This is a genomic window from Pseudomonas sp. LB3P93, assembly GCF_054898025.1.
Genome location: NZ_CM142713.1, coordinates 6,220,944 through 6,242,555, shown reverse-complemented (window position 1 = coordinate 6,242,555; position 21,612 = coordinate 6,220,944). Strand labels below are relative to the sequence as shown.

Genomic DNA, 21,612 nt, shown 5'->3' with positions numbered 1-21,612 from the left:
GGTTTCCGAGTACGGTTGGTCATTACCAAAGCGAAATGGGCATACGACCCAAAAAACCATAACTGACTGGCCTTACTGTTTATGAGCACGCTTGCTTATCGAAGGGACATCGACGGCTTACGCGCAATCGCCGTGATTGCCGTGGTGCTGTTCCATTTTGGTGTCCCGGGGTTTACCGGCGGATTCGTCGGCGTGGACGTCTTCTTTGTGATTTCCGGCTACCTGATCACCTCAATCATCTGGAACCAGCGTCAGGCCGGGCGCTTCAGCTTTGTCGATTTCTGGGCCCGCCGTGCCCGACGGATTCTGCCTGCGCTGTTTGCGATGATCATTGCCGTGCTGGCGGTGGGCTGGTTTCTGCTGGCGCCCAAGGACTATGAAGAGTTGGGGCGCTCGGTGCGCTACCAGGTGATGTTCGTTTCCAACATCCTGTTCATGCGCCAGGACGGCTACTTCGACGTTGCTTCCGATCTCAAACCGTTGCTGCATACGTGGTCACTGGCGGTTGAAGAGCAGTTTTATATTGTCTTCCCGCTGTTGCTGACGCTGTTGTCGAGTCGCCTCAAGTATTGGCGCCTGGCGCTGTTCGCCGTGTTGCTGGTGTCCTTCGGGCTCAGTGTCTGGGCCGTTGCGCATCATCCTGAAAAAGCGTTTTTCCTATTACCGATGCGTGCCTGGGAGTTATTGGCCGGCGCCATGCTGGCCGTTGCACCCAGGAGCCAATGGCGCCTGACAACCGTCGGGGCTCAAGTGGTCAGCCTGGCTGGGTTCGGCCTGATTCTGCTGGCGGTGGTGTGCTACGACAGAACCACGCCATTCCCTGGTATAGCGGCGTTGTTGCCGACCCTTGGCGTGGTTGCGTTGATCTGGGCCAACGGTCATCGGCAGACCCTGGTGGGTGGGCTGCTGGCCAGTCGGGTGCTGGTCGGTCTCGGGCTGATTTCCTATTCCTGGTACCTGTGGCATTGGCCGGCGTTTGTGTTTTCCAGCTACGCCAGTGTCGACGAGCCCGGTCCGTTTGATGTTGCCGGATTGATTTTGCTTAGCCTGGTGCTGGGTTACTTGTCGTGGCGTTTCGTCGAGACGCCGTTCCGTGAGCGACGGCTGTTGGCGGGGCGTCGGCAGATTCTGCTGGCGGCGGGCGTCGGCGTGCTGGTGTTGGGTATTGCCGGTCAAGCGTTGCGCTGGACCGATGGCTTGCCCTCGCGTCTGTCCAATCAAGCGTTGCAGTACGCCAAAGCGAAGGAATGGCGACCGGAACTGATGCGGTGCCTGGCCGACGACAAAACCCCTGAGGACAAGCTCTTCTGTCACTACGGGACGTCAGCGCTGTCCTCGCGGGTGCTGGTCTGGGGCGACAGTCACGCCACCGCGCTGATTCCGGTGTTCGAAGACGGGGCGCAAAAGCACGGTATCAGCGTAATTCTCACCAGTTCCACAGGCTGCATCCCGGTTGAAGGGCTTGAGCACGATCAACGGTGTGCCCGTTTCAATCGCCGGGTCGAGCAGGCCTTGAAACCGCAATCAGTGGACGACGTGGTGTTGGTCGCGCGCTGGAGCCTGTATCTCTATGGCGACGCGAAAGGCGATCTCGGGCATGCACTGAAAGATTCCCATGGGCGATACGACCGGGCCAATGCCGAGCAGCAACTGGCCGAAGGCTTGCAGGCGACAGTCCGGCAATTGCGTAATGGCGGGCATCGCGTCTGGTTGATCAAAGAAGCGCCGCTGCAGCCGTTCAGCCCGCCTTACCGCCTCAGTCGCTTGGCCATGTTGCATCGTCCGGTCGATGACGTTGGGTTGGCAGTGGCTGAGCACTTCAAGCGTCAAGCGTTCATCAGCCAACTGTTCGCGCAAATAGCGGCGGCAAATCCGGGCGTGACCGTAGTCGATCCGGCGCCGTTGCTGTGTGATCAAACGGGTCTGTGCCGCGCCGAGCTCGACGGCCACTCGCTGTATACCGACGACAATCACCTGTCTGAGGTCGGTGCGCGCTTCATCGCGCCGGTGCTTGAGCCGCTGTTCAACCGCTCGCAAGCCCGGACACCACTGGGCAATGGCAACGCAAATGCGGCCAAGTAAGCAGCGATAAGCTGCCAGCGGACGGCAGAGCAGGTAGGATGTACGCCTATTTTAGGGGTGCCATCGTCAATGAAATTCAAGGATCTTCGGGATTTCGTGCAGCAGCTTGAGCAGCGCGGAGAGTTGAAACGCATCCAGATCCCTATCTCTCCAGTGCTGGAGATGACCGAAGTCTGTGATCGCACGCTGCGGGCAAAAGGCCCGGCGCTGTTGTTCGAAAACCCGACCGGCTACGACATTCCGGTGCTCGGCAACCTGTTCGGCACCCCCGAGCGGGTCGCCATGGGCATGGGCGCCGAGGCGGTCAGCGAACTGCGCGAGATAGGCAAGCTGCTGGCCTTCCTCAAAGAGCCTGAGCCACCGAAGGGCTTGAAGGACGCCTGGTCCAAGCTGCCGATCTTCCGCAAGATCATTGCGATGGCGCCGAAAGTCGTCAAGGACGCGGTGTGCCAGGAAGTGGTCATCGAAGGCGACGACGTCGACCTGGCGATGCTGCCGGTGCAGACCTGCTGGCCGGGCGACGTTGGCCCGCTGATCACCTGGGGCCTGACGGTCACCAAAGGTCCGAACAAGGACCGCCAGAACCTCGGCATCTACCGCCAGCAAGTCATTGGCCGCAACAAAGTCATCATGCGCTGGCTGAGCCACCGTGGCGGCGCGTTGGATTACCGTGAGTGGTGCGAGAAGCATCCCGGCCAGCCGTTCCCGGTTTCCGTGGCCTTGGGCGCTGACCCGGCGACCATCCTCGGCGCCGTGACACCGGTACCGGACAGCCTCTCCGAATACGCCTTCGCCGGACTGCTGCGTGGCAACCGTACCGAACTGGTGAAATGCCGCGGCAACGATCTGCAAGTTCCGGCCACCGCGGAAATCATCCTTGAAGGCGTGATTCATCCGGGCGAGATGGCCGATGAAGGCCCGTACGGCGACCACACCGGTTACTACAACGAAGTCGACAGCTTCCCGGTGTTCACCGTAGAGCGCATCACCCACCGGATCAAACCGATCTACCACAGCACCTACACCGGCCGTCCACCGGATGAACCGGCCATTCTCGGCGTGGCGCTGAACGAAGTGTTCGTGCCGATCCTGCAGAAGCAATTCCCGGAAATCACCGACTTCTACCTGCCGCCGGAAGGTTGCTCGTACCGCATGGCCATCGTGACCATGAAGAAGTCGTATCCGGGGCACGCCAAGCGGGTAATGCTCGGTGTCTGGTCGTTTTTGCGACAGTTCATGTACACCAAGTTCGTTATCGTCACTGACGACGACATAAATGCACGGGACTGGAATGACGTGATCTGGGCCATCACCACGCGCATGGACCCCAAGCGCGACACGGTGATGATCGACAACACGCCGATCGACTACCTCGACTTCGCCTCGCCGGTCTCAGGCCTGGGCTCGAAGATGGGGCTCGATGCCACGCATAAATGGCCGGGCGAAACCACTCGTGAGTGGGGCCGGGTGATCGTCAAGGACGACGCCGTGACCCAGCGGATCGATGCCATCTGGAATCAGTTAGGAATAGATTGATGCGTGTAACCTTGCAGCCCTCCGGAGCAGTGCTAGAGATTCTGCCCGGCGAGCGGATTCTCGATGGCGCGCGGCGCCTGGGCTATGAATGCCCGCAAAGCTGCCGCAATGGTAATTGCCACGTGTGCGCAGCGTTGCTGGTGGAAGGTCGCGTCGAGCAGGCCGGGCATGTGCGTGACCATGGCGAGTTCTACACTTGCATAGCAGAGCCGCTGGAAGACTGCATCGTGCTGTGGGATGGCGTGCTCGCGCTGGGAGAATTGCCGGTGCGCAGCTTGTCGTGTCAGGTCATTGAGTGCAGGGACGTCGGCGGCGATACCTTTCGCGTGCACCTGCGAGCGCCGGCCGGCAAACCGCCGCGTTATCACGCCGGCCAGTATTTGATGATCGAGCGTGAAAACGGCGAGAAATCCGCCTTCTCCCTGGCCTCGGCACCCCATGCCGGGCGAGACCTGGAAATCCATGTGCTGGCGCGCGAAAGCAGTGCGCAGAACTTGATCGAACAACTGCAACGCAACCCGCTGGTGCGGGTCGAGATGCCGTTCGGCGATACCCATCTGGCGGAATTGCCAGACGGTCCGCTGGTGCTGATCGCCGCTGGCACCGGCATGGGCCAGATCCACAGCCTGATCGAACATTGCCGGGCCGCGGGCTTCAAACACCCGGTGCATCTGTATTGGGGCGTGCGTCGGCCAGAAGACTTTTATGAAATCGAACATTGGGATGAATGGCTGAAACTGCCGAATCTGTTCCTGCATAAAGTCGTCAGCGATCAATGCGGCTGGCAGGGGCGCTGCGGGATGCTGCATGAGGCGGTGTGTGAGGATTTCCCTGACCTGAAAGCCTTGCATGTGTACGCCAGCGGCTCACCGGCCATGGTCTACGGCACGCTGGATGCTTTGGTTGAAGCGGGGATGGATGCGCATCAGATGCGTGCGGATGTGTTTGCGTACGCGCCGCGCTCTTGAGCCGCGATCTTGATCCTCGCTCTAGAGCGTTATAACTTCCCATATAGCCGATCGGTATTTATAAACTTATATAAATACCGGTAGGTTATATCTCGTATAGGCATTTATTTAAGAACTGTGCCATGGCACTTAAATTGCCTTAAAACATATGTGCCTTATTGTTACAGCGGTGCGTTCTATTAAGTAATTCATTATCCGCGGGGAGCTGAACGCTATTCGCCATGAGCGCCATAGAATCTTCGTTTCTGAATCTGGCTTACCCTCCGCGGCTCGATCTGGGGCCGCAGCTTACGCATGAACAATTGCTCAGCTCGATGCAGTCGACCATGGCGCGTCACAAGGGCGGGCCGGTCTGGTTGTTCGCTTACGGTTCGCTGATCTGGCGCCCTGAATGCGCGGCGGTGGAGCGGGTGCGCGGTCGAGTGCATGGCTACCATCGCGGCTTGTACCTGTGGTCCCACGAACATCGCGGCACGCCGGAAGTCCCCGGCCTGGTCTTTGGCCTGGATCGCGGCGGCTCGTGCAGCGGCTTCGCTTATCGTTTACCTGAAGAACAACTGGACGCATCGCTGTATGCGCTTTGGCAGCGCGAAATGCCGTTCCCGTCCTATCGCCCGCACTGGCTCAACTGCCGTCTCGAAGACGGAAGCCAGGTTCAGGCGTTGGGATTTGTTTTGGAGCGACACCTGCCGAGCTATGCCGGCAACTTACCGGATCACGTGCTGAGCCACGTGTTTGAAAACGCTTGCGGGCGTTACGGCACCACTCGCGATTATGTCGAGCAGACCGCCAACGCCCTGCGCAGTCACGCCATGCCAGACCGGAATCTGGAGGCGCGACTCAAGCGCTGCAAATCAAAAGCCGATCAGGCGATTGCTTCGCGGCTCTGACTGGCGATTTGCTTGTGCCACAGCGTCGGTGCAAGGAAGGCCATCGCCAGCAGGCAAGCGCCGATCAGTAGTACAAAACCGCCGTCCCAGCCAAAGAGGTCCACGGTGTAGCCCATCGCTGCACTGGCCGCGACCGAACCACCCAGATACCCGAACAGACCCGTGAAACCCGCTGCCGTACCGGCGGCTTTTTTCGGTGCCAGTTCCAGCGCTTGCAGGCCAATCAGCATGACCGGACCGTAGATCAGGAAACCAATCGAGATCAACGCGATCATGTCGACCGTCGGGTTGCCGGCAGGGTTGAGCCAATAAACCAGTGTCGCCACGGTCACCAACGCCATGAACACCATGCCGGTCAGGCCACGGTTGCCACGGAAGATCTTGTCCGACATCCAGCCGCACAGCAGCGTCCCGGGGATACCTGCCCACTCGTAAAGGAAATACGCCCACGACGTTTTGTCCACGCTGAAGCCTTTGGCTTCCTTGAGGTAGGTCGGTGCCCAGTCCAGCACGCCGTAGCGCAGCAGGTAGACAAAGACGTTGGCCATTGCGATGTACCAGAGCATTTTGTTGCGCAGCACGTATTTGACGAAGATTTCCTTGGCGCTGAATTCTTCTTCGTGACTGGCGTCGTAGCCTTCCGGGTAGTCGTTCTTGTATTTCTCGATCGGCGGCAGGCCAACCGATTGCGGTGTGTCGCGCATGGTAGCGAAGGCAAACACTGCGACGCCCATAGCCACTGCGGCCGGCACATAAAACGCCGCGTGCCAGTCATTGAACAGACCCATTCCGAGCAGGAACAGCGGACCGATCAGGCCACCGCCCACGTTGTGCGCCACGTTCCACAGGGACACAACGCCCCCGCGTTCCTTCTGCGACCACCAGTGGACCATGGTCCGGCCACTCGGCGGCCAACCCATGCCCTGCGCCCAGCCGTTGATAAACAGCAGGATGAACATGATGGTTACGCTGGACGTCGCCCAAGGCGCAAAACCGAAAATGAACATCACGCCAGCCGAAACCAACAAGCCGAACGGCAGGAAGAAGCGCGGGTTGGAACGGTCGGAAACAATGCCCATCAGGAACTTGGACAAGCCGTAGGCGATAGCAATCGCCGACAACGCCAGGCCCAGCTCACCGCGGGTATAGCCCTCTTCGATCAGATAGGGCATGGCCAGGGAGAAGTTTTTGCGCAGCAGGTAGTAACCCGCGTAGCCGATGAATATGCCGGCGAAGATCTGCCAGCGATGCCGTCGGTAGGCGCTGTCTATTTTTTCTTCAGGCAATGGAGCCTGATGTGCGGCAGGACGAAAGAAAGCAAACATTCAAGAGCTCCAGATTTCTTGTTTTGACTGCGGATGCGAATGTTACAGTTTCGTTACCGAAAATAGCACCGGTTCGCATCAGCAAAACAGCGGAAATGTGGGAGATCGCGTGTTCCTTTATGAACATGTCGCACAGGTATAAGTGAAGGGCGTTGTGGGAAACGTCCCGCGTAGCGGTTGATGACGCATTTCAGTATTGGGTAGGACGGGGCTTTGGGAAATGTCCTGCGACCGAACAGGAAGTCGCGGCGTTCTATTTCGGGCTGCTGGGTCTTAACCTTTGTGCTGGTGCCGGGATTGGCATTTCAGTGGTGAAGGAGAGGGGTTATGCGGTGGTTGGGGTTTGTGCTGTTGTTGGTTGGGTCGGTAGGTGTTTGGGCTGGGGAGGTTTTTTTGATCCCTGAAAATAATCCGAAGCCGATTTATCCGAGAGAGCTGTTCAGAGCCGGGGTCACGGGTGAAGTCAGGGTCAGATTCACGGTGTATGCCGATGGCTCGGTCAACAAATTAAGCATTTTGCAGAGCAACCATCCCGATCTGGCAGAAGCGGCCCGCCAGGCGATTGCGCAGTGGCGTTTCAAACCGTGGACGGTCGAAGGTGACATGCCTTCTGAGCAGGAAGTGACTGCCCCAATGGTTTTTCGACTGGATCTGGACACGCCCATTCACACCAACCAGTGGCTCAAGCAGTTGAGATGTCGTGACATCAATGAAGCTTTGAACGATTTTCCGGAGTACGCGTGGGTTGATTCAGCCGTGTTTGATTACACGCGTGCCTATTTGTCGAACGTGATTTATACGACGCAGTTACAGAATGAGGAACGCCTGGCATTGATTGCCAAGCTGAATAAGCGCGTACCGAAAATTGTCAGGGATTGCCGGGCGAGTCCGGTTCGCAAATACATGAGCTTGCTACCGGAGGATATTCGGAAGTTGCTCTAGCCTCCGATAATAAAAAAGCGGCCGGGATAATCCAGACCGCTTTTTTCAAGCTCAGCGAACCTGAACCACCACCTTCCCGACCGCCTTGCGCTGGCCAAGATCATTGATCGCCTGCGCCGCATTACTCAGCGGATACACCTGCGACACCAGTGGCTTCAACTTGCCTTCGGCAAACCAGCCGAACAATTGCTGGAAGTTTGCCGCGTTGTCCTGCGGCTGCCGTTGGGCAAACGAACCCCAGAAGACACCGACCACTGCCGCACCCTTGAGCAGCGCTAGGTTTACCGGCAGTTCAGGAATGCGTCCGCTGGCGAAGCCGACGACCAGCAGCCGGCCGTTCCAGGCGATGGCGCGGATGGCCTGGTCGAACAGGTCCCCGCCGACCGGGTCGTAGATTACGTCGGCGCCCTGGCCATCGGTCAGGCGTTTGATTTCGTCCTTGAGGCTGGTTTCGCTGTAGTTGATCAGCTCATCGGCACCGGCAGCCTTGGCCACCGCAAGTTTTTCGGCGCTGCTGGCGGCGGCGATCACGCGGGCGCCCATGGCTTTACCGATTTCCACGGCGGCCAGGCCGACACCGCCGGAAGCGCCAAGCACCAGCAGTGTTTCACCCGGTTGCAGGTTGCCCCGTTGCTTGAGGGCGTGCATCGAGGTGCCGTAGGTCATGCTGAATGCGGCGGCGGTGTTGAAGTCCATCGATGGCGGGATCGGCAGCACGTTGTAGCCCGGCACCGCGACCTGTTCGGCGAAGCTGCCCCAACCAGTCAGGGCCATGACCCGGTCACCGACCTTGAGGTGGCTGACCTTTTCGCCCACTGCACTGACCACGCCTGCCGCTTCACCGCCCGGGGAAAACGGGAAGGGCGGTTTGAACTGGTATTTGCCCTCGATGATCAGCGTGTCCGGGAAATTCACCCCGGCGGCATGCACGTCCAGCAGGATTTCATTCTTCTTCGCGACAGGACTGGCGACGTCTTCCAGCACCAGCGATTCGGCAGGGCCGAAGGCTTTGCACAGCACGGCTTTCATCAGGGCTATTCCTTTGGGAGTGATGGCCGATAAGTGTAGGTGTGTGAGTCGATGGGTCAACGAGCATGCCCGACCCTGATAGTCAGCCATAAGCTTGTGCTTGAGCGGCGGGTCGTTATGCTAGGCCGCAAACCGGATAAGGAGCGAATTGTGAAAGCGTGGATCATGTTGTTGCTGGCCCTGTCTCTGCCCGTGGCAGCGATGGCCGAAGAAGCCAAAGAAGGTGAAGCTCCGAAGGTCAATTACATCACCCTGAGCCCGCCGTTCGTGGGCAACTATGGGCTGGACGGTACGCCGAAGCTCAAGGTCTACAAGGCCGACGTGGCATTGCGCGTGACCGGCGACGAGGCGACCAAAGCGGTAAAGGCCAACGAGCCGTTGATCCGTAATCAGCTGGTGGCGTTGTTTGCGCAGCAGACAACCGAAGCGATGAGCAACGTTGAAGCCAAGGAAAAGCTGCGTCAGGAAGCCCTGAAACAGACCCAGCAAGTGATGAACGATGAGACCGGCAAGCCGGTGGTTGAGGATTTGTTGTTCAACAACCTCATCATTCAGTAACAGTTCTGCTGCCCGGGCTGGCCTCATCGCGGGCAAGCCCGCTCCCACAGGGGGCTGGGTTGGATGCAAAAATTGCGTCCACCGAAGATTCCTGTGGGAGCGGGCTTGCCCGCGATGGCATTCTGAGAAGCGCAGGAGTTTTTACGGCTTGAGCGCGATCACCGCAGCCCACTGCTCAGCGGTAACCGGCATCACAGACAGTCGCGAGCCTTTCTGCACCAGCGGCATCTCTGCCAGCGCCGTCTGCTGCTTCAAGTAATCCAGCTTCAGCACCTTCGCAAACGTCTCGACATGCGCAACATCAATCGCGCTCCAGGCGTTTTTCTCTGCCGTGGCCTTTGGATCGTAGTAATGACTTTCCGGCTCTAGCGCCGTCGGGTCCGGATATGCCGCTTCAACAATCTTTCCGATCCCGGCAATTCCGGGCTCCGGGCAGCTGGAGTGATAGAAGAAAAACTCGTCACCCACCGCCATCGCCCGCAAAAAGTTTCGTGCCTGATAGTTGCGAACCCCGTCCCAGCGCGCTTTGCCAAGCTTCTCCAACCCTTTGATCGAGAGTTCATCGGGCTCGGATTTCATCAGCCAATAGGCCATGGTTTTTGCTCCTTGCGAGGTGATTGGGCAAGTTGTCGGGCGATTTTATGACAAACCGACAGTCGGTTGACGCCAGCGTTTGCGTGTCAGTTCACGTTGTCGCAAAATGCCGGCCTTCTAAGCTTGACGCTGCTGCACGGCCTACACCTACAACGGAAACCGCTGCTGTCATCGTGTTGATGTGCCTTTGGGGGGCAATCGATGAAACGCAAACCGGATTTACTATGGATTTTGGTTATTTTGTTCGGCCTCGGCGTCGTGACCACTGGCTACGCCCAAAGCTTGTGGAACAACAAGACCGACGCGCCGATTGAAATCGCGCAGCAACAACAGCCGTCGGCCTTCAAGCGCTGAACCTGTCTTCTCAGGCGCCGCTGATTCCAGTGGCGTCTAGCCTGCGAAATACCACGCCTTGTCTGTAACCGTTCCTTGCAACGGCACATCCCAGCTCGCCTGAGCCAATCGTTCTACCTTCTGACATTCATGGGCCAGCCCCAGCAGCGTCGGCTTGCGCCAGTTTTTTCGCCGCGCCAGGTAAGCGAGACTTCGATCGTAGAAGCCTCCGCCCATGCCCAGGCGTCCGCCGACGTCGTCAAATCCCACCAATGGCATCAGCACCAGGTCCAGCGCCCAGACTTTACGTTGGCGAGCGAGGTTGTGCCGGGGTTCGAGAATACGAAAGCGGTTGGGTTTCAGTTTTTCACCGGGACGAATCCGCTGGAACACCATTTTGGTTCGCGGCCAAGCGCTGAGCACCGGTAGATAAGTCGCCTTGCCCCGACGTTGCGCAGCGCGCAGCAGCAGGCGCGGGTCGATTTCACCGTCGGTGGGCAGGTACAGGGAAATGTGTTTTGCGCGGAGAAACAGCGGGTGCTGGGCCAATTGCTTGTACAGCCCGCGAGCAGCCTGGCGCTGCTGACTGGCTGTCAGTGCGCGGCGGGCCTTGCGCAGCATGCGTCGAAGTTGCGGGCGGGGCAGCAGCGCAGGTTCGGTCATGGATTCAGGCTTCGACAGGACGGATACGTAAAGCGTACCCGTAAAAAAGCCGATGCCGGTATTTGAACCGGCATCGGACTGGAATCAGGCTCCCCGGATGAACCGCTGCTGACTTAGCCCTTGAACCCGAAAGTTCAAGGTGGAAGATGCAGTAGGCTTTAAGGCTTTCCGTCTAGCGGACATGCACACCAGCCCAACGTGCAGCCTCCAGGGTAGTGCGAATCGGCTCAGGGACGTGGTCAACTGGCAAGCACCCCAGGGAGTGTTGCGAGTATACCCCAAGCGGTTTCGTGTTTCAGCCCTTGGTGACGTCCGGATCGGTGGCGAGCACCAGATCGACGCGATCCAGCAGGTCACGAACCTGCTCGCGAGTCGAGCCGCTGGCCTGCACATCCGGGCGTTCTTCCTTGTGCAGAAGATCGTGCGTAATGTTCAGCGCGGCCATCACGGCGATGCGATCGGCACCGATGACTTTGCCGCTGCTGCGGATTTCGCGCATTTTGCCATCCAGGTAACGGGCGGCGCTCACCAGGTTGCTGCGCTCTTCCTGGGGGCAAATGATCGAATACTCTTTATCGAGAATCTGCACGGTAACGCTATTGCTTGAACTCATGAGTCTTGCTCCAGGGCCTTGAGGCGCGAAATCATTGATTCGACCTTACGCCGGGCGATTTCGTTCTTTTCAATGAGGTGAGCGCGTTCCTCGCGCCAGGTTTTTTCCTGAGCTAATAGGAGTCCGTTTTGACTCTTAAGTTGCTCGACCCGATTAATTAGCAGTTCGAGTCTGGCCATCAGCGCTTGCAGGTCGGTGTCTTCCATATTGTCCACTGTGTCTGACGGGGTAACTGGCGGACAGCCTTTAATAGTCTTGGCGAGTCTGTCGATGTAGGATACAAGGCCTTCATTCTAGACATAGCGCCGTCTGGCGCCTAGCTGCCCATGCCCATTCAGAATTCCCCGTACCAAGCCTTCGCCACACTGCTGACTTCCAGCGGTCATAACGTCTCGCCTGCCGAACTGCATGGCCTGCTGCTCGGCCGCAGTTGCGCCGGTGCCGGCTTCAATGCAGAAGAATGGTTGATCGATGCCGCCGAGCTGCTCGAAAGCGAGCCACAGGACAATGTCCGCAACGCCTTGATCGGCTTGCAGGAAATGGTCAAGGGCGAGCTCACTGGCGACGACGTAACTGTCGTTCTGCTGCTGCCGACCGATGACGAGCCGCTGGCTGACCGTGCCGCTGCACTGGGCGAGTGGTGCCAGGGCTTCCTCAGCGGTTTCGGCCTGAACTGCCGTGACAGCAGCATGCTGAGCACCGAAGCCACCGAAGTGTTGCAGGATCTGGCGGCCATTTCTCAGGTGCAAGACGCCCTGGAAGAGTCCGAAGACGGCGAAAGCGACTACATGGAAGTCATGGAATACCTGCGGGTTGCGCCGCTGCTGCTGTTCTCCGAAACCAAAAAAGCAGATGCGCCGGTTGCGGCCAAGCCGTCGCTGCATTAATCGTTTGCCAGGGAAAGCCATCTGCCCATGATTCATATCCCGAAATCGGAATACAGCCGTCGCCGCAAGGCCCTGATGGCGCAGATGGAACCCAACAGCATCGCTATCCTGCCCGCCGCCGCGGTGGCCATTCGCAACCGTGACGTCGAGCACGTTTACCGGCAGGACAGCGACTTCCAGTACCTCAGCGGTTTCCCCGAGCCTCAGGCCGTCATTGTGCTGATGCCCGGTCGCGAACATGGCGAATACATTCTGTTCTGCCGTGAACGCAACGCCGAGCGAGAGTTGTGGGACGGCTTGCGCGCCGGGCAGGAAGGCGCGATTCGCGACTTTGGCGCCGACGATGCCTTCCCCATCACCGACATCGACGACATCTTGCCGGGCCTGATCGAAGGGCGCGACCGGGTGTATTCGGCCATGGGCAGCAACCCCGAATTCGACCGGCACCTGATGGAGTGGATCAACGTGATCCGCTCCAAGGCGCACCTCGGCGCCCAGCCGCCGAACGAATACGTTGCGCTGGATCATCTGCTGCACGACATGCGCCTGTATAAATCGGCGGCAGAAGTGAAGGTGATGCGCGAAGCCGCACGGATTTCCGCCCAGGCGCATATCCGTGCGATGCAGGCCAGCCGGGCCGGGCTGCATGAGTTCAGCCTCGAAGCCGAGCTCGATTACGAGTTTCGCAAGGGCGGGGCGAAGATGCCGGCCTACGGCTCGATCGTCGCGGCGGGGCGCAACAGCTGCATCCTGCATTACCAGCAGAATGACGCGGTGCTCAAGGATGGCGACCTGGTGTTGATCGATGCCGGTTGCGAGATCGACTGCTACGCCAGCGACATCACCCGCACCTGGCCGGTCAACGGCAAGTATTCAGCGGAGCAGAAAGCGATTTACGAGTTGGTGCTGGCGTCGCAAGAAGCCGCGTTTGCCGAAATCGCCCCGAACAAACACTGGAATCAGGCGCACGAAGCCACGGTCCGGGTGATTACCACCGGTCTGGTGAAGTTGGGCCTGTTGCAGGGCGACGTCGACGAGTTGATCGCCAGCGAAGCCTATAAGGCGTTTTACATGCACCGCGCTGGCCATTGGCTGGGCATGGATGTGCATGACGTCGGCGAATACAAGGTTGGCGGCGAGTGGCGCGTGCTGGAAGTCGGCATGGCGCTGACTGTGGAACCGGGCATCTACATTGCCCCGGACAACCAGAACGTAGCGAAGAAATGGCGCGGCATTGGCGTGCGCATCGAGGACGACGTAGTGGTCACCAAAAACGGCTGTGAAATCCTGACCCAAGGCGTACCGAAAACGGTCGCCGAGATCGAGGCCTTGATGGCCGCCGCGCGGGCGCAAGCCGCATGAGTCGAGTCAATCTGGCAATCATCGGTGGCGGTCTGGTTGGCGCCAGCCTCGCATTGGCGTTGCAGGCCGGGGCCAAGGCCCGTGGCTGGAAGATCGTGTTGATCGAACCCTTTGCCCCCGGCCACACCTATCAACCGAGCTACGACGCCCGTTCTTCGGCTTTGTCCTACGGTGCCAAACAGATTTATCAACGGTTGGGCGTGTGGCAGGAAATCTCCCGCCGTGCCGAGCCGATCAAGCAGATTCATGTGTCCGACCGTGGACGTTTCTCCACCGCGCGGTTGTCAGCGATGGAAGAGGGCGTGCCGGCGCTGGGTTACGTGGTGGAAAACGCCTGGCTCGGCCAATGCCTCTGGCAGGGGCTGGACAAGGACGTGGTCACCTGGCGTTGCCCGGCGGAAGTCACGCGCATGGAGCCGCTGACCGATGGCTATCGCCTGACCCTCAACGATGAAACCATTCTCGAATGCGACCTTGCGGTGCTTGCTGATGGCGGCCGTTCGGGTCTGCGCGAGCAACTGGGGGTCGGCATCAAAAAGCGTCCGTACAACCAGAGCGCGCTGATCGCCAACATCACCCCGAGCGAAGCGCACAACGGCATGGCCTTCGAGCGCTTCACCGATGACGGCCCGATGGCGTTGTTGCCGCTGCCGGAAAACCGCTGCGCCCTGGTCTGGACCCGATTGGGCATGGACGCGCAACGGCTGGCGGCGCTGGATGAGCGCAGCTTCCTCAGTGAGTTGCAGGGCGTGTTCGGTTATCGGCTTGGCACCTTGAAACAGGTGGGTGCGCGGCACCTTTACCCGCTGACGCTGATCGAAGCCGAAGAACAAGTGCGTCCGCATCTGGCGATTCTCGGCAATGCTGCGCACAGCCTGCACCCGATTGCCGGCCAGGGTTTCAACCTCTCGCTGCGTGATGCTCAGGCTCTGGCCGATGCGCTGCTGGCGAGCGAAACATCACCCGGCGACTTCGCGACCTTGCAGGCCTATCGCGAGCGTCAGCGCATGGATCAGAACCTGACCGTGGGCTTCTCCGATCAGGTCACCCGTTTGTTCGGCAGCACTCAGCCCCTGGTTTCGCTGGGCCGTAACATCGGCCTGCTCGGCCTCGATCTGCTGCCGCCGGCCAAGCGCTGGTTCGCCCGGCAAGCCATGGGACTGGGTACGCGTCCCGATGCTTAAGTGGCTGGTTGGCAAGTTCGGCAAAGCGCGGTTGATGCGTTGTTTCATGAGCTTTTACCCGCCGTACCTGGGCGCCGGGGTTCGAGTGCGGCACATCAGCGATGACTTCCGGGACATTCAAGTGTCCATGGGGCTGAGCTGGTACAACCGCAATTACGTCGGCACGCAGTTTGGCGGCAGTCTGTATTCGATGGTCGATCCGTTTTTCATGCTGATGCTGCTGGAAAACCTCGGTCACCGGTACATTGTCTGGGACAAAGCCGCTGACATCGATTTCATCGCACCGGGCAAAGGCCCGGTGTTCGCCCGTTTCAGCATCGACGAGACCTTGCTCGATGAGATCCGTCGGCAGACGGCGGATGGCGAAAAGTACCTGCCGCAATTGCAGGTCGATATTCATGACGGCGCCGGCCACCTGGTGGCGCGGGTCGGTAAAACCCTTTACGTGCGGCTCAAGCCGCAAGCGAGACAGGCTTAAAGCATGGAAATGCGCGCAGATCTGCTGATTGTCGGGGCTGGAATGGTCGGTAGCGCCCTGGCGCTGGCGTTGCAGGACAGCGGGCTGGAAGTCCTGCTTCTGGACGGCAGCCCGATGAGCGTCAAGCCCTTCGACGAACAATCGCCGTTCGAACCGCGAGTGAGCGCCTTGTCGACGGCCAGCCATCGGATTCTTGAACGCCTCGGTGTCTGGGACGGTATCGCCAGCCGGCGCAGCAGCCCGTATACCGACATGCACGTCTGGGATGGTAGCGGCACCGGGCAAATTCATTTTTCGGCGACCAGTGTGCACGCCGAAGTGCTCGGGCATATCGTCGAGAATCGCGTGGTTCAGGATGCCTTGCTCGATCGTCTGCACGACTGCGACCTCGGGATGCTGGCCAATGCGCGCCTGGAACAGATGCGCCGCTCCGGCGATGACTGGCTGCTGACCCTGGCAGATGGCCGCACCTTGCGTGCGCCCTTGGTGATTGCGGCGGATGGCGCCAATTCGGCGGTTCGGCGCCTGACCGGTGTGGCCACGCGCGAGTGGGATTATCTGCATCACGCGATCGTCACCAGCGTGCGCAGCTCCAAACCTCATCAAATGACTGCCTGGCAGCGCTTCACCGACAACGGTCCGCTGGCGTTTCTGCCGCTTACGCGAGACGGTCAGCAGGATTGGTGTTCGATCGTCTGGTCGACCACGCCGAGCGAAGCGGAACGGCTGATGGCGCTGGGCGACGCAGAATTCTGTCTCGAATTGGAACGCGCCTTTGAAGGCCGACTCGGCACGGTGCTCAGCGCCGACCCGCGTCTGTGCGTGCCGCTGCGCCAGCGCCATGCCAAGCGTTATGTGGCTGAAGGCCTGGCGCTGATCGGCGACGCGGCGCACACCATTCACCCATTGGCCGGGCAGGGCGTGAACCTGGGTTTCCTCGATGCTGCCGTGTTGGCCGAAGTGTTGTTGCAAGCGGCGGAGCGCGGTGAGCGGTTGGCGGACGTGAAGGTGCTAAGTCGTTACGAGCGTCGGCGCATGCCGCACAACCTGGCGTTGATGGCGGCAATGGAAGGCTTTGAACGTTTGTTCCAGGCTGATCCGTTGCCGGTTCGCTGGTTGCGCAATGCCGGGCTGAAGATGGTCGACCAGATGCCGGAAGCCAAGGCGTTGTTCGTGCGAGAAGCGTTGGGGTTGATCGGGGATTTGCCGGCGCTTGCCAAGGCCTGAGATTTTCGTTGTGGCTGATGGCCTCATCGCGGGCAAGCCCGCTCCCACAGGTATTGTGGTGTACATGCATAAGTGTGAACACTGGAGATCCTTGTGGGAGCGGGCTTGCCCGCGAAGGGGCCGGAACATCCACCACATTTCTCAAGTGGTGCAACATCTGGTAACTCCTCCGCCAACTGATCGATTGAGATGGTAAATGTGAGTCCTTATCATTTGTCCTCACTTTTTCCAATCGAGAGACCGCTCCCATGTTGGCACCGAAGCGTCTACTGACCGCCCTCGCCCTGACCCTGATCGGCAGCACCGTTGCCCAGGCCGCCGACGAGGTGGTGGTTTACTCCTCGCGTATCGACGAGCTGATCAAGCCGGTCTTCGATGCCTACACCGCGAAAACCGGTGTGCAGGTGAAGTTCATCACCGACAAGGAAGCGCCGCTGATGCAGCGGATCAAGGCCGAGGGCGAGAACGCCACCGCCGACCTGCTGCTGACCGTCGATGCCGGCAACCTCTGGCAGGCCGAGCAGATGGGCATTCTGCAACCGTTCACCTCCAAGGTGATCGACGCCAACATCCCGCTGCAATACCGCTCCTCCGCTCATGCCTGGACTGGTCTGAGCCTACGGGCGCGGACCATCGCCTACTCCACCGCTCGGGTGAAGCCGGGCGAGTTGACCACTTATGAAGGGCTGGCCGATAAAAACTGGGAAGGTCGCCTGTGCCTGCGCACGGCGAAGAAGGTCTACAACCAGTCCCTGACTGCCACCATGATCGAAGTGCACGGCGCCGACAAAACCGAGAAGATCCTCAAGGGCTGGGTCAGCAACCTGTCCACCGATGTGTTCTCCGATGACATCGCGGTGCTGGAAGCGATCAATGCCGGGCAATGCGACGTCGGCATCGTCAACACTTACTACTACGGCCGCCTGCACAAGCAGAAGCCGGACCTGGCAGTGAAGCTGTTCTGGCCGAACCAGGGTGACCGTGGCGTCCACGTCAACCTGTCGGGCATCGGCCTGACCAAACATGCACCGCACCCGGAAGCGGCCAAGGCATTGGTTGAATGGATGACCACCCCTGAGGCGCAGAAGATCTTCGCCGACGTGAACCAGGAATTCCCGGCCAACCCCGCCGTTCAACCGTCTGCTGAAGTGGCGAGTTGGGGCAAGTTTGTGGCGGATACACTGCCGGTGGAAATTGCTGGCAAGCGCCAGGCTGAAGCGATTCGGATGATGGATCGCGCTGGCTGGAACTGACACCATTGTTGTTTCGGCGAGCGGCTATCTGTGGCGAGGGAGCTTGCTCCCGCTGGGTTGCGAAGCAACCCTCAAAACCTCTAACACCGCTCGTTCAAGATGATCTGATAACCTCCTGTGGCTGCTTCGCACCCGAGCGGGAGCAAGCTCCCTCGCCACAAATTGGAGTTGACTGCTGACCTGCGTCGGCTCCCCTATTTTCTAGAGAATCCCCTTGGCCCACCCCGCCCAACGCCGCTGGTATCCCCTGGTCTTCGCCATCGCCGCGCTGGTCCTGCTGCCCCTCAGCGTTCTGTTTTTCTCCTGGCAAACCATCGATCACCAAATCTGGTCCCACCTCTGGGATACCCAGATGCCGCGCCTGTTGGGCAACACGCTGACGCTGGTGCTCGGCGTCGGTATCGGCGTCACGCTTTTGGGCGTCAGCCTTGCCTGGCTGACCAGCCTCTGCGAATTCCCCGGTCGACGCTGGCTGGACTGGGCGTTGATGCTGCCTTTTGCGATTCCGGCTTATGTGCTGGCCTTCGTCTTCGTCGGTCTGCTTGATTTCGCCGGTCCCGTGCAAACCCTGCTGCGCGAATGGTTCGGCACCGGCCTCCGGTTGCCGCGAGTGCGTTCCACCGGCGGCGTCATTCTGGTGCTGGTACTGGTTTTCTATCCCTACGTTTACCTGCTGGCGCGCACCGCATTCCTGGCCCAGGGCAAAGGCTTGATGGAAGCAGCGCGCGTGCTGGGGCAATCCCCGTGGCAGGCGTTCTGGCGAGTTGCCTTGCCCATGGCGCGGCCGGCCATTGGTGCCGGCGTGGCGTTGGCGCTGATGGAAACCCTGGCGGACTTTGGTGCGGTGTCGGTGTTCAACTTCGACACGTTCACGACGGCCATCTACAAAACCTGGTACGGATTCTTCAGCCTCTCCACCGCCGCGCAACTGGCCAGCCTGTTGTTGCTGGTGGTGATGATCGTGTTGTACGGCGAACGTCGTGCTCGCGGGGCCAACCGCACGAGCAACGAGCGACCCCGGGTCAAGGCGCTGTACCACCTGCGTGGCTTCAAGGCGTTGGCGGCCACGAGTTGGTGTGGCCTGGTGTTCGCCTGTGCCTTCGTCATTCCGATGCTGCAACTGGTGGTGTGGTTCTGGCAGCGTGGGCGCTTCGATCTGGATGAACGTTACGCCGGGCTGATCGTCCACACCTTGTACCTGGGCGGCATGGCGGCGTTGATCACCGTCAGCGTTGCCCTGGTGCTGGCCTTTGCCCGGCGACTGGCGCCGACCCGGGCGATCCGCTCCGGTGTCAGCCTGGCCAATCTCGGCTACGCCCTGCCGGGGTCGGTGCTGGCGGTGTCGATCATGCTGGCGTTCAGTTATCTGGATCGCGAGCTGGTGATCCCGGTTTCGGGTTGGCTCGGCGGCGCGGGCAAGCCATTGCTGCTGGGCAGTCTGTCGGCGTTATTGCTGGCCTATCTGGTGCGTTTCATCGCGGTGGCTTATGGGCCGCTGGAAAGCAGCCTGGCGCGAATACGGCCATCTTTGCCCGAAGCGGCACGTAGCCTTGGCGTCAGTGGGCCACGACTGTTTTTCAAAGTGTATCTGCCGTTGTTGCTACCCGGCACGTTGAGCGCTGCGTTGCTGGTGTTCGTCGATGTGCTCAAGGAAATGCCCGCGACCCTGCTAATGCGCCCGTTTGGCTGGGACACGCTGGCTGTACGGGTCTTTGAAATGACCAGCGAAGGCGAGTGGGCGAGGGCTTCTCTGCCGGCCCTGACCCTGGTTTTGGTCGGCTTGTTACCGGTCATCGGATTGATTCGACGTTCGGCGCATCGAAACGCCTAGGTGTCAGTCCTACACCTTGAGGCTACAATGCGCGGCATTCGGTGCGGTCCGTCCTACGGACCTGGTAGCTGAAATCGGCTGAAAGCCTTCTATTTCAAGGCTTTCGCCCGTGAAGCACCTGCCCGCACCTTCGCCACGCCCGGAAGGAGAAACCCATGGGACAGCGTACGCCTCTGTATGACCTTCATCTCGCCCTCGGCGCGAAGATGGTCGATTTTGGCGGTTGGGATATGCCTCTGCATTACGGCTCGCAGGTCGAGGAACACCATCAGGTGCGCCGCGATTGCGGGGTTTTCGATGTATCCCACATGACCGTGATCGATGTCGACGGCCCCCAGGCCAAGGCCTGGCTCCAGCATTTGCTGGCCAACGACGTCGAACGCCTGCACAGCCCCGGCCGTGCCTTGTACAGCACCATGCTTAACGAGCGCGGCGGCATCGTCGACGACATGATCGTCTATCGCCTCGACGACGGTTATCGTCTGGTGGTCAACGCTTCCACCCGGAATCAGGACCTTGCCTGGATGCAGGCGAACCTCGGCAACTTCGACGTGCAGCTCAATGAGCGCTCCGAACTGGCAATGCTGGCCATTCAAGGGCCTCAGGCCCGGCACAAGATTTCCGAACTGGTGACCCAGTCCCGCGGCAACCTGATCCAGATGCTCAAGCCTTTTGAAGGCCAGCCTGATGGCGACTGGTTCATCGCGCGCACCGGTTATACCGGTGAAGATGGCCTGGAAATCGTCCTGCCGGCCAATCAGGCTCCAGGTTTTTTCAACGACCTGGTGGGCGCGGGCATTTCCCCTATCGGTCTGGGTGCCCGGGATACCTTGCGGGTCGAAGCCGGCATGAACCTGTACGGCCAGGACATTCATCAAGACGTTTCACCGCTGGCCTCGAACATGGCCTGGAGCATTGCCTGGGAACCGGCCACTCGCCAGTTCATCGGCCGCAGTGCCCTGGAAGCCGAAAGGGCGGGTGGTGTGCAGCACAAACTGGTCGGTCTGGTCCTTGAGGAACGTGGGGTTTTGCGCGCTCATCAAGTGGTCCGCATCGCCAATGTTGGCGAAGGAGAGATCACCAGTGGTAGTTTCTCTCCTACGCTTAGCAAGTCGATAGCACTGGCGCGCGTGCCGATGGCAACTGCCGACCGCGCAGAAGTGGAAATCCGTGGCAAGTGGTACCCGGTCCGAGTGGTCAAACCGACCTTCGTACGCCATGGCAAAACCTTGATCTAACCTTTTTTGGCGGGCAACGACCGCTGACAATTTCTTGAGGACACAGAACATGAGCGATATCCCTGCCGACCTGCGTTTTGCCGAAAGTCACGAATGGGCCCGACTGGAAGCCGATGGCACCGTCACCGTGGGCATCAGCGATCACGCTCAGGAAGCCTTGGGCGATGTGGTGTTCGTTGAGCTGACCGAAGTCGGAAAAGTCTTCGCTGCCGGTGATCAATCCGGTGTGGTTGAGTCGGTTAAAGCTGCATCCGACATTTATTCCCCGGTATCCGGTGAAGTGATCGCGATCAACGAAGACTTGGGCGCTACGCCTGAGTCGCTCAACACCGACCCGTATGGCGCGTGGATCTTCAAACTGAAGCCTAGTGACAAGGGTGAGCTGGACAAGCTGCTCGATGCAGCCGGCTACAAGGCCGCCATCGGCGAGTAAGCCTTCAGCGTCATCCCCAAAGCCCCGACTTGTCGGGGCTTTTTATTGCCTGCCGGATTTCCCCTGTTAGAAGCGAGCCTGCTCGCGATGGCGGCTGCGCATCCAATAAAGAGGTGACTGACAGACCGCTATCGCGAGCAGGCTCGCTCCCACAGGGTAAGCGCCGATCTGCCCGAAGGTTCGCTA

General features: G+C 59.8%; 22 protein-coding genes and 1 other RNA gene. 16 read left to right on the top strand and 7 right to left on the bottom strand.

The genetic code is table 11. The features are described 5' to 3' along the window. Positions 1–81: 81 nt before the first annotated feature. The 4 genes from ACYZT8_RS28615 (at position 82) to ACYZT8_RS28600 (ending at position 5,476) form a co-directional block, all read left to right on the top strand. On the top strand, positions 82–2,082 hold the full coding sequence (locus ACYZT8_RS28615) for an acyltransferase family protein (protein ID WP_461977717.1): 2,001 nt from the start codon (positions 82–84) through the stop codon (positions 2,080–2,082). A gap of 69 nt (positions 2,083–2,151) precedes the next feature. Next, on the top strand, positions 2,152–3,618 hold the full coding sequence (gene ubiD, locus ACYZT8_RS28610) for a 4-hydroxy-3-polyprenylbenzoate decarboxylase (protein WP_461977715.1): 1,467 nt from the start codon (positions 2,152–2,154) through the stop codon (positions 3,616–3,618). After that, positions 3,618–4,586, top strand: coding sequence for a CDP-6-deoxy-delta-3,4-glucoseen reductase (locus ACYZT8_RS28605; RefSeq protein ID WP_461977713.1), 969 nt, complete (start codon positions 3,618–3,620; stop codon positions 4,584–4,586). The genes ubiD and ACYZT8_RS28605 overlap by 1 nt, the downstream gene beginning before the upstream one ends. 221 nt (positions 4,587–4,807) lie before the next feature. After that, positions 4,808–5,476 carry a gamma-glutamylcyclotransferase gene (locus ACYZT8_RS28600; protein WP_461977711.1) on the top strand — a complete coding sequence of 223 codons (669 nt, stop codon included), beginning with the start codon at positions 4,808–4,810 and terminating at the stop codon, positions 5,474–5,476. On the opposite strand, the gene glpT is transcribed toward ACYZT8_RS28600, so the two are convergent. Beyond that, positions 5,452–6,801 (bottom strand): glycerol-3-phosphate transporter, encoded by a 1,350-nt coding sequence (gene glpT / locus ACYZT8_RS28595; protein ID WP_461977709.1) that lies wholly within the window; start codon positions 6,799–6,801, stop codon positions 5,452–5,454. The two genes, ACYZT8_RS28600 and glpT, sit on opposite strands and share 25 nt — an antisense overlap. A 327-nt stretch (positions 6,802–7,128) precedes the next feature. Between glpT and ACYZT8_RS28590 the strand changes: the two genes are divergently transcribed. After that, positions 7,129–7,743, top strand: a complete 615-nt coding sequence (locus tag ACYZT8_RS28590) for an energy transducer TonB (RefSeq protein ID WP_461977707.1) — start codon at positions 7,129–7,131, stop codon at positions 7,741–7,743. 51 nt (positions 7,744–7,794) lie between these two features. Here the strand turns inward: ACYZT8_RS28590 and ACYZT8_RS28585 are convergent, their stop codons facing one another. Beyond that, a complete protein-coding gene (locus ACYZT8_RS28585; protein WP_007899393.1) occupies positions 7,795–8,772 on the bottom strand; it encodes an NADPH:quinone oxidoreductase family protein in 978 nt (325 codons plus the stop codon). Positions 8,773–8,922: 150 nt separating this feature from the next. Between ACYZT8_RS28585 and ACYZT8_RS28580 the strand changes: the two genes are divergently transcribed. Next, a complete protein-coding gene (locus ACYZT8_RS28580; RefSeq protein WP_109635761.1) occupies positions 8,923–9,330 on the top strand; it encodes a flagellar basal body-associated protein FliL in 408 nt (135 codons plus the stop codon). Between the two features lie 141 nt (positions 9,331–9,471). On the opposite strand, the gene ACYZT8_RS28575 is transcribed toward ACYZT8_RS28580, so the two are convergent. After that, positions 9,472–9,924 carry an EVE domain-containing protein gene (locus ACYZT8_RS28575; RefSeq protein ID WP_461977704.1) on the bottom strand — a complete coding sequence of 151 codons (453 nt, stop codon included), beginning with the start codon at positions 9,922–9,924 and terminating at the stop codon, positions 9,472–9,474. 201 nt (positions 9,925–10,125) lie between these two features. On the opposite strand from ACYZT8_RS28575, the gene ACYZT8_RS28570 reads away from it, so the two are divergent. Continuing rightward, on the top strand, positions 10,126–10,278 hold the full coding sequence (locus tag ACYZT8_RS28570; protein ID WP_007942433.1) for a hypothetical protein: 153 nt from the start codon (positions 10,126–10,128) through the stop codon (positions 10,276–10,278). 36 nt (positions 10,279–10,314) lie between these two features. On the opposite strand, the gene ACYZT8_RS28565 is transcribed toward ACYZT8_RS28570, so the two are convergent. The 4 genes from ACYZT8_RS28565 to ACYZT8_RS28550 all read right to left on the bottom strand — a co-directional run bounded on the left by ACYZT8_RS28565 (position 10,315) and on the right by ACYZT8_RS28550 (position 11,739). Further along, positions 10,315–10,920, bottom strand: coding sequence for a 5-formyltetrahydrofolate cyclo-ligase (locus ACYZT8_RS28565; RefSeq protein ID WP_461977702.1), 606 nt, complete (start codon positions 10,918–10,920; stop codon positions 10,315–10,317). 86 nt (positions 10,921–11,006) lie between these two features. Beyond that, positions 11,007–11,185: non-coding RNA, 6S RNA (gene ssrS, locus ACYZT8_RS28560), on the bottom strand. Positions 11,186–11,215: 30 nt separating this feature from the next. Next, positions 11,216–11,533 carry a cell division protein ZapA gene (locus tag ACYZT8_RS28555; protein WP_007942435.1) on the bottom strand — a complete coding sequence of 106 codons (318 nt, stop codon included), beginning with the start codon at positions 11,531–11,533 and terminating at the stop codon, positions 11,216–11,218. Continuing rightward, positions 11,530–11,739: a TIGR02449 family protein gene (locus tag ACYZT8_RS28550; protein WP_003213954.1), complete on the bottom strand. Its 210-nt coding sequence runs from the start codon at positions 11,737–11,739 to the stop codon at positions 11,530–11,532. Before ACYZT8_RS28550 ends, ACYZT8_RS28555 begins: the two co-directional genes overlap by 4 nt. A 120-nt stretch (positions 11,740–11,859) precedes the next feature. Here ACYZT8_RS28550 and ACYZT8_RS28545 point away from each other — a divergent pair, with 120 nt between their 5' ends. From ACYZT8_RS28545 to gcvH, 9 genes are all read left to right on the top strand, one after another. Beyond that, positions 11,860–12,420 (top strand): YecA/YgfB family protein, encoded by a 561-nt coding sequence (locus tag ACYZT8_RS28545; protein ID WP_461977700.1) that lies wholly within the window; start codon positions 11,860–11,862, stop codon positions 12,418–12,420. 27 nt (positions 12,421–12,447) lie between these two features. Further along, positions 12,448–13,782, top strand: coding sequence for a Xaa-Pro aminopeptidase (gene pepP / locus ACYZT8_RS28540; RefSeq protein WP_461977698.1), 1,335 nt, complete (start codon positions 12,448–12,450; stop codon positions 13,780–13,782). After that, positions 13,779–14,966 (top strand): 2-octaprenyl-6-methoxyphenyl hydroxylase, encoded by a 1,188-nt coding sequence (gene ubiH, locus ACYZT8_RS28535; protein WP_461977696.1) that lies wholly within the window; start codon positions 13,779–13,781, stop codon positions 14,964–14,966. Before pepP ends, ubiH begins: the two co-directional genes overlap by 4 nt. Then, entirely contained in the window at positions 14,959–15,444 is a 486-nt protein-coding gene (locus ACYZT8_RS28530; RefSeq protein ID WP_461977694.1) for a DUF4442 domain-containing protein, read from the top strand. Before ubiH ends, ACYZT8_RS28530 begins: the two co-directional genes overlap by 8 nt. 9 nt (positions 15,445–15,453) lie before the next feature. Next, positions 15,454–16,671 (top strand): 2-octaprenyl-3-methyl-6-methoxy-1,4-benzoquinol hydroxylase, encoded by a 1,218-nt coding sequence (locus tag ACYZT8_RS28525; RefSeq protein ID WP_461982641.1) that lies wholly within the window; start codon positions 15,454–15,456, stop codon positions 16,669–16,671. A 248-nt stretch (positions 16,672–16,919) separates the two neighbouring features. Further along, entirely contained in the window at positions 16,920–17,924 is a 1,005-nt protein-coding gene (locus tag ACYZT8_RS28520) for an extracellular solute-binding protein (protein WP_461977692.1), read from the top strand. 214 nt (positions 17,925–18,138) lie between these two features. Then, positions 18,139–19,755 carry an ABC transporter permease gene (locus ACYZT8_RS28515; protein WP_461977690.1) on the top strand — a complete coding sequence of 539 codons (1,617 nt, stop codon included), beginning with the start codon at positions 18,139–18,141 and terminating at the stop codon, positions 19,753–19,755. A 155-nt stretch (positions 19,756–19,910) separates the two neighbouring features. Further along, a complete protein-coding gene (gene gcvT, locus ACYZT8_RS28510; RefSeq protein WP_461977688.1) occupies positions 19,911–20,993 on the top strand; it encodes a glycine cleavage system aminomethyltransferase GcvT in 1,083 nt (360 codons plus the stop codon). A 49-nt stretch (positions 20,994–21,042) separates the two neighbouring features. Continuing rightward, complete coding sequence (gene gcvH, locus ACYZT8_RS28505) at positions 21,043–21,426, top strand: glycine cleavage system protein GcvH (protein ID WP_461977686.1); 384 nt, start codon at positions 21,043–21,045, stop codon at positions 21,424–21,426. Positions 21,427–21,612: the final 186 nt, after the last annotated feature.

Bases quoted from the DNA above. Each gene is read 5' to 3' on its own strand.
- pepP (WP_461977698.1), top strand. From the start codon at position 12,448: ATGATTCATATCCCGAAATCGGAATACAGCCGTCGCCGCAAGGCCCTG.
- ACYZT8_RS28615 (WP_461977717.1), top strand. From the start codon at position 82: ATGAGCACGCTTGCTTATCGAAGGGACATCGACGGCTTACGCGCAATC.
- ACYZT8_RS28600 (WP_461977711.1), top strand. From the start codon at position 4,808: ATGAGCGCCATAGAATCTTCGTTTCTGAATCTGGCTTACCCTCCGCGG.
- gcvT (WP_461977688.1), top strand. From the start codon at position 19,911: ATGGGACAGCGTACGCCTCTGTATGACCTTCATCTCGCCCTCGGCGCG.
- ACYZT8_RS28525 (WP_461982641.1), top strand. From the start codon at position 15,454: ATGCGCGCAGATCTGCTGATTGTCGGGGCTGGAATGGTCGGTAGCGCC.
- ACYZT8_RS28605 (WP_461977713.1), top strand. From the start codon at position 3,618: ATGCGTGTAACCTTGCAGCCCTCCGGAGCAGTGCTAGAGATTCTGCCC.
- ACYZT8_RS28590 (WP_461977707.1), top strand. From the start codon at position 7,129: ATGCGGTGGTTGGGGTTTGTGCTGTTGTTGGTTGGGTCGGTAGGTGTT.
- ACYZT8_RS28545 (WP_461977700.1), top strand. From the start codon at position 11,860: ATGCCCATTCAGAATTCCCCGTACCAAGCCTTCGCCACACTGCTGACT.
- ubiD (WP_461977715.1), top strand. From the start codon at position 2,152: ATGAAATTCAAGGATCTTCGGGATTTCGTGCAGCAGCTTGAGCAGCGC.
- ACYZT8_RS28530 (WP_461977694.1), top strand. From the start codon at position 14,959: ATGCTTAAGTGGCTGGTTGGCAAGTTCGGCAAAGCGCGGTTGATGCGT.
- ACYZT8_RS28585 (WP_007899393.1), bottom strand. From the start codon at position 8,772: ATGAAAGCCGTGCTGTGCAAAGCCTTCGGCCCTGCCGAATCGCTGGTG.
- glpT (WP_461977709.1), bottom strand. From the start codon at position 6,801: ATGTTTGCTTTCTTTCGTCCTGCCGCACATCAGGCTCCATTGCCTGAA.
- ACYZT8_RS28555 (WP_007942435.1), bottom strand. From the start codon at position 11,533: ATGAGTTCAAGCAATAGCGTTACCGTGCAGATTCTCGATAAAGAGTAT.
- ACYZT8_RS28570 (WP_007942433.1), top strand. From the start codon at position 10,126: ATGAAACGCAAACCGGATTTACTATGGATTTTGGTTATTTTGTTCGGC.
- gcvH (WP_461977686.1), top strand. From the start codon at position 21,043: ATGAGCGATATCCCTGCCGACCTGCGTTTTGCCGAAAGTCACGAATGG.
- ACYZT8_RS28550 (WP_003213954.1), bottom strand. From the start codon at position 11,739: ATGGAAGACACCGACCTGCAAGCGCTGATGGCCAGACTCGAACTGCTA.
- ACYZT8_RS28575 (WP_461977704.1), bottom strand. From the start codon at position 9,924: ATGGCCTATTGGCTGATGAAATCCGAGCCCGATGAACTCTCGATCAAA.
- ubiH (WP_461977696.1), top strand. From the start codon at position 13,779: ATGAGTCGAGTCAATCTGGCAATCATCGGTGGCGGTCTGGTTGGCGCC.
- ACYZT8_RS28520 (WP_461977692.1), top strand. From the start codon at position 16,920: ATGTTGGCACCGAAGCGTCTACTGACCGCCCTCGCCCTGACCCTGATC.
- ACYZT8_RS28565 (WP_461977702.1), bottom strand. From the start codon at position 10,920: ATGACCGAACCTGCGCTGCTGCCCCGCCCGCAACTTCGACGCATGCTG.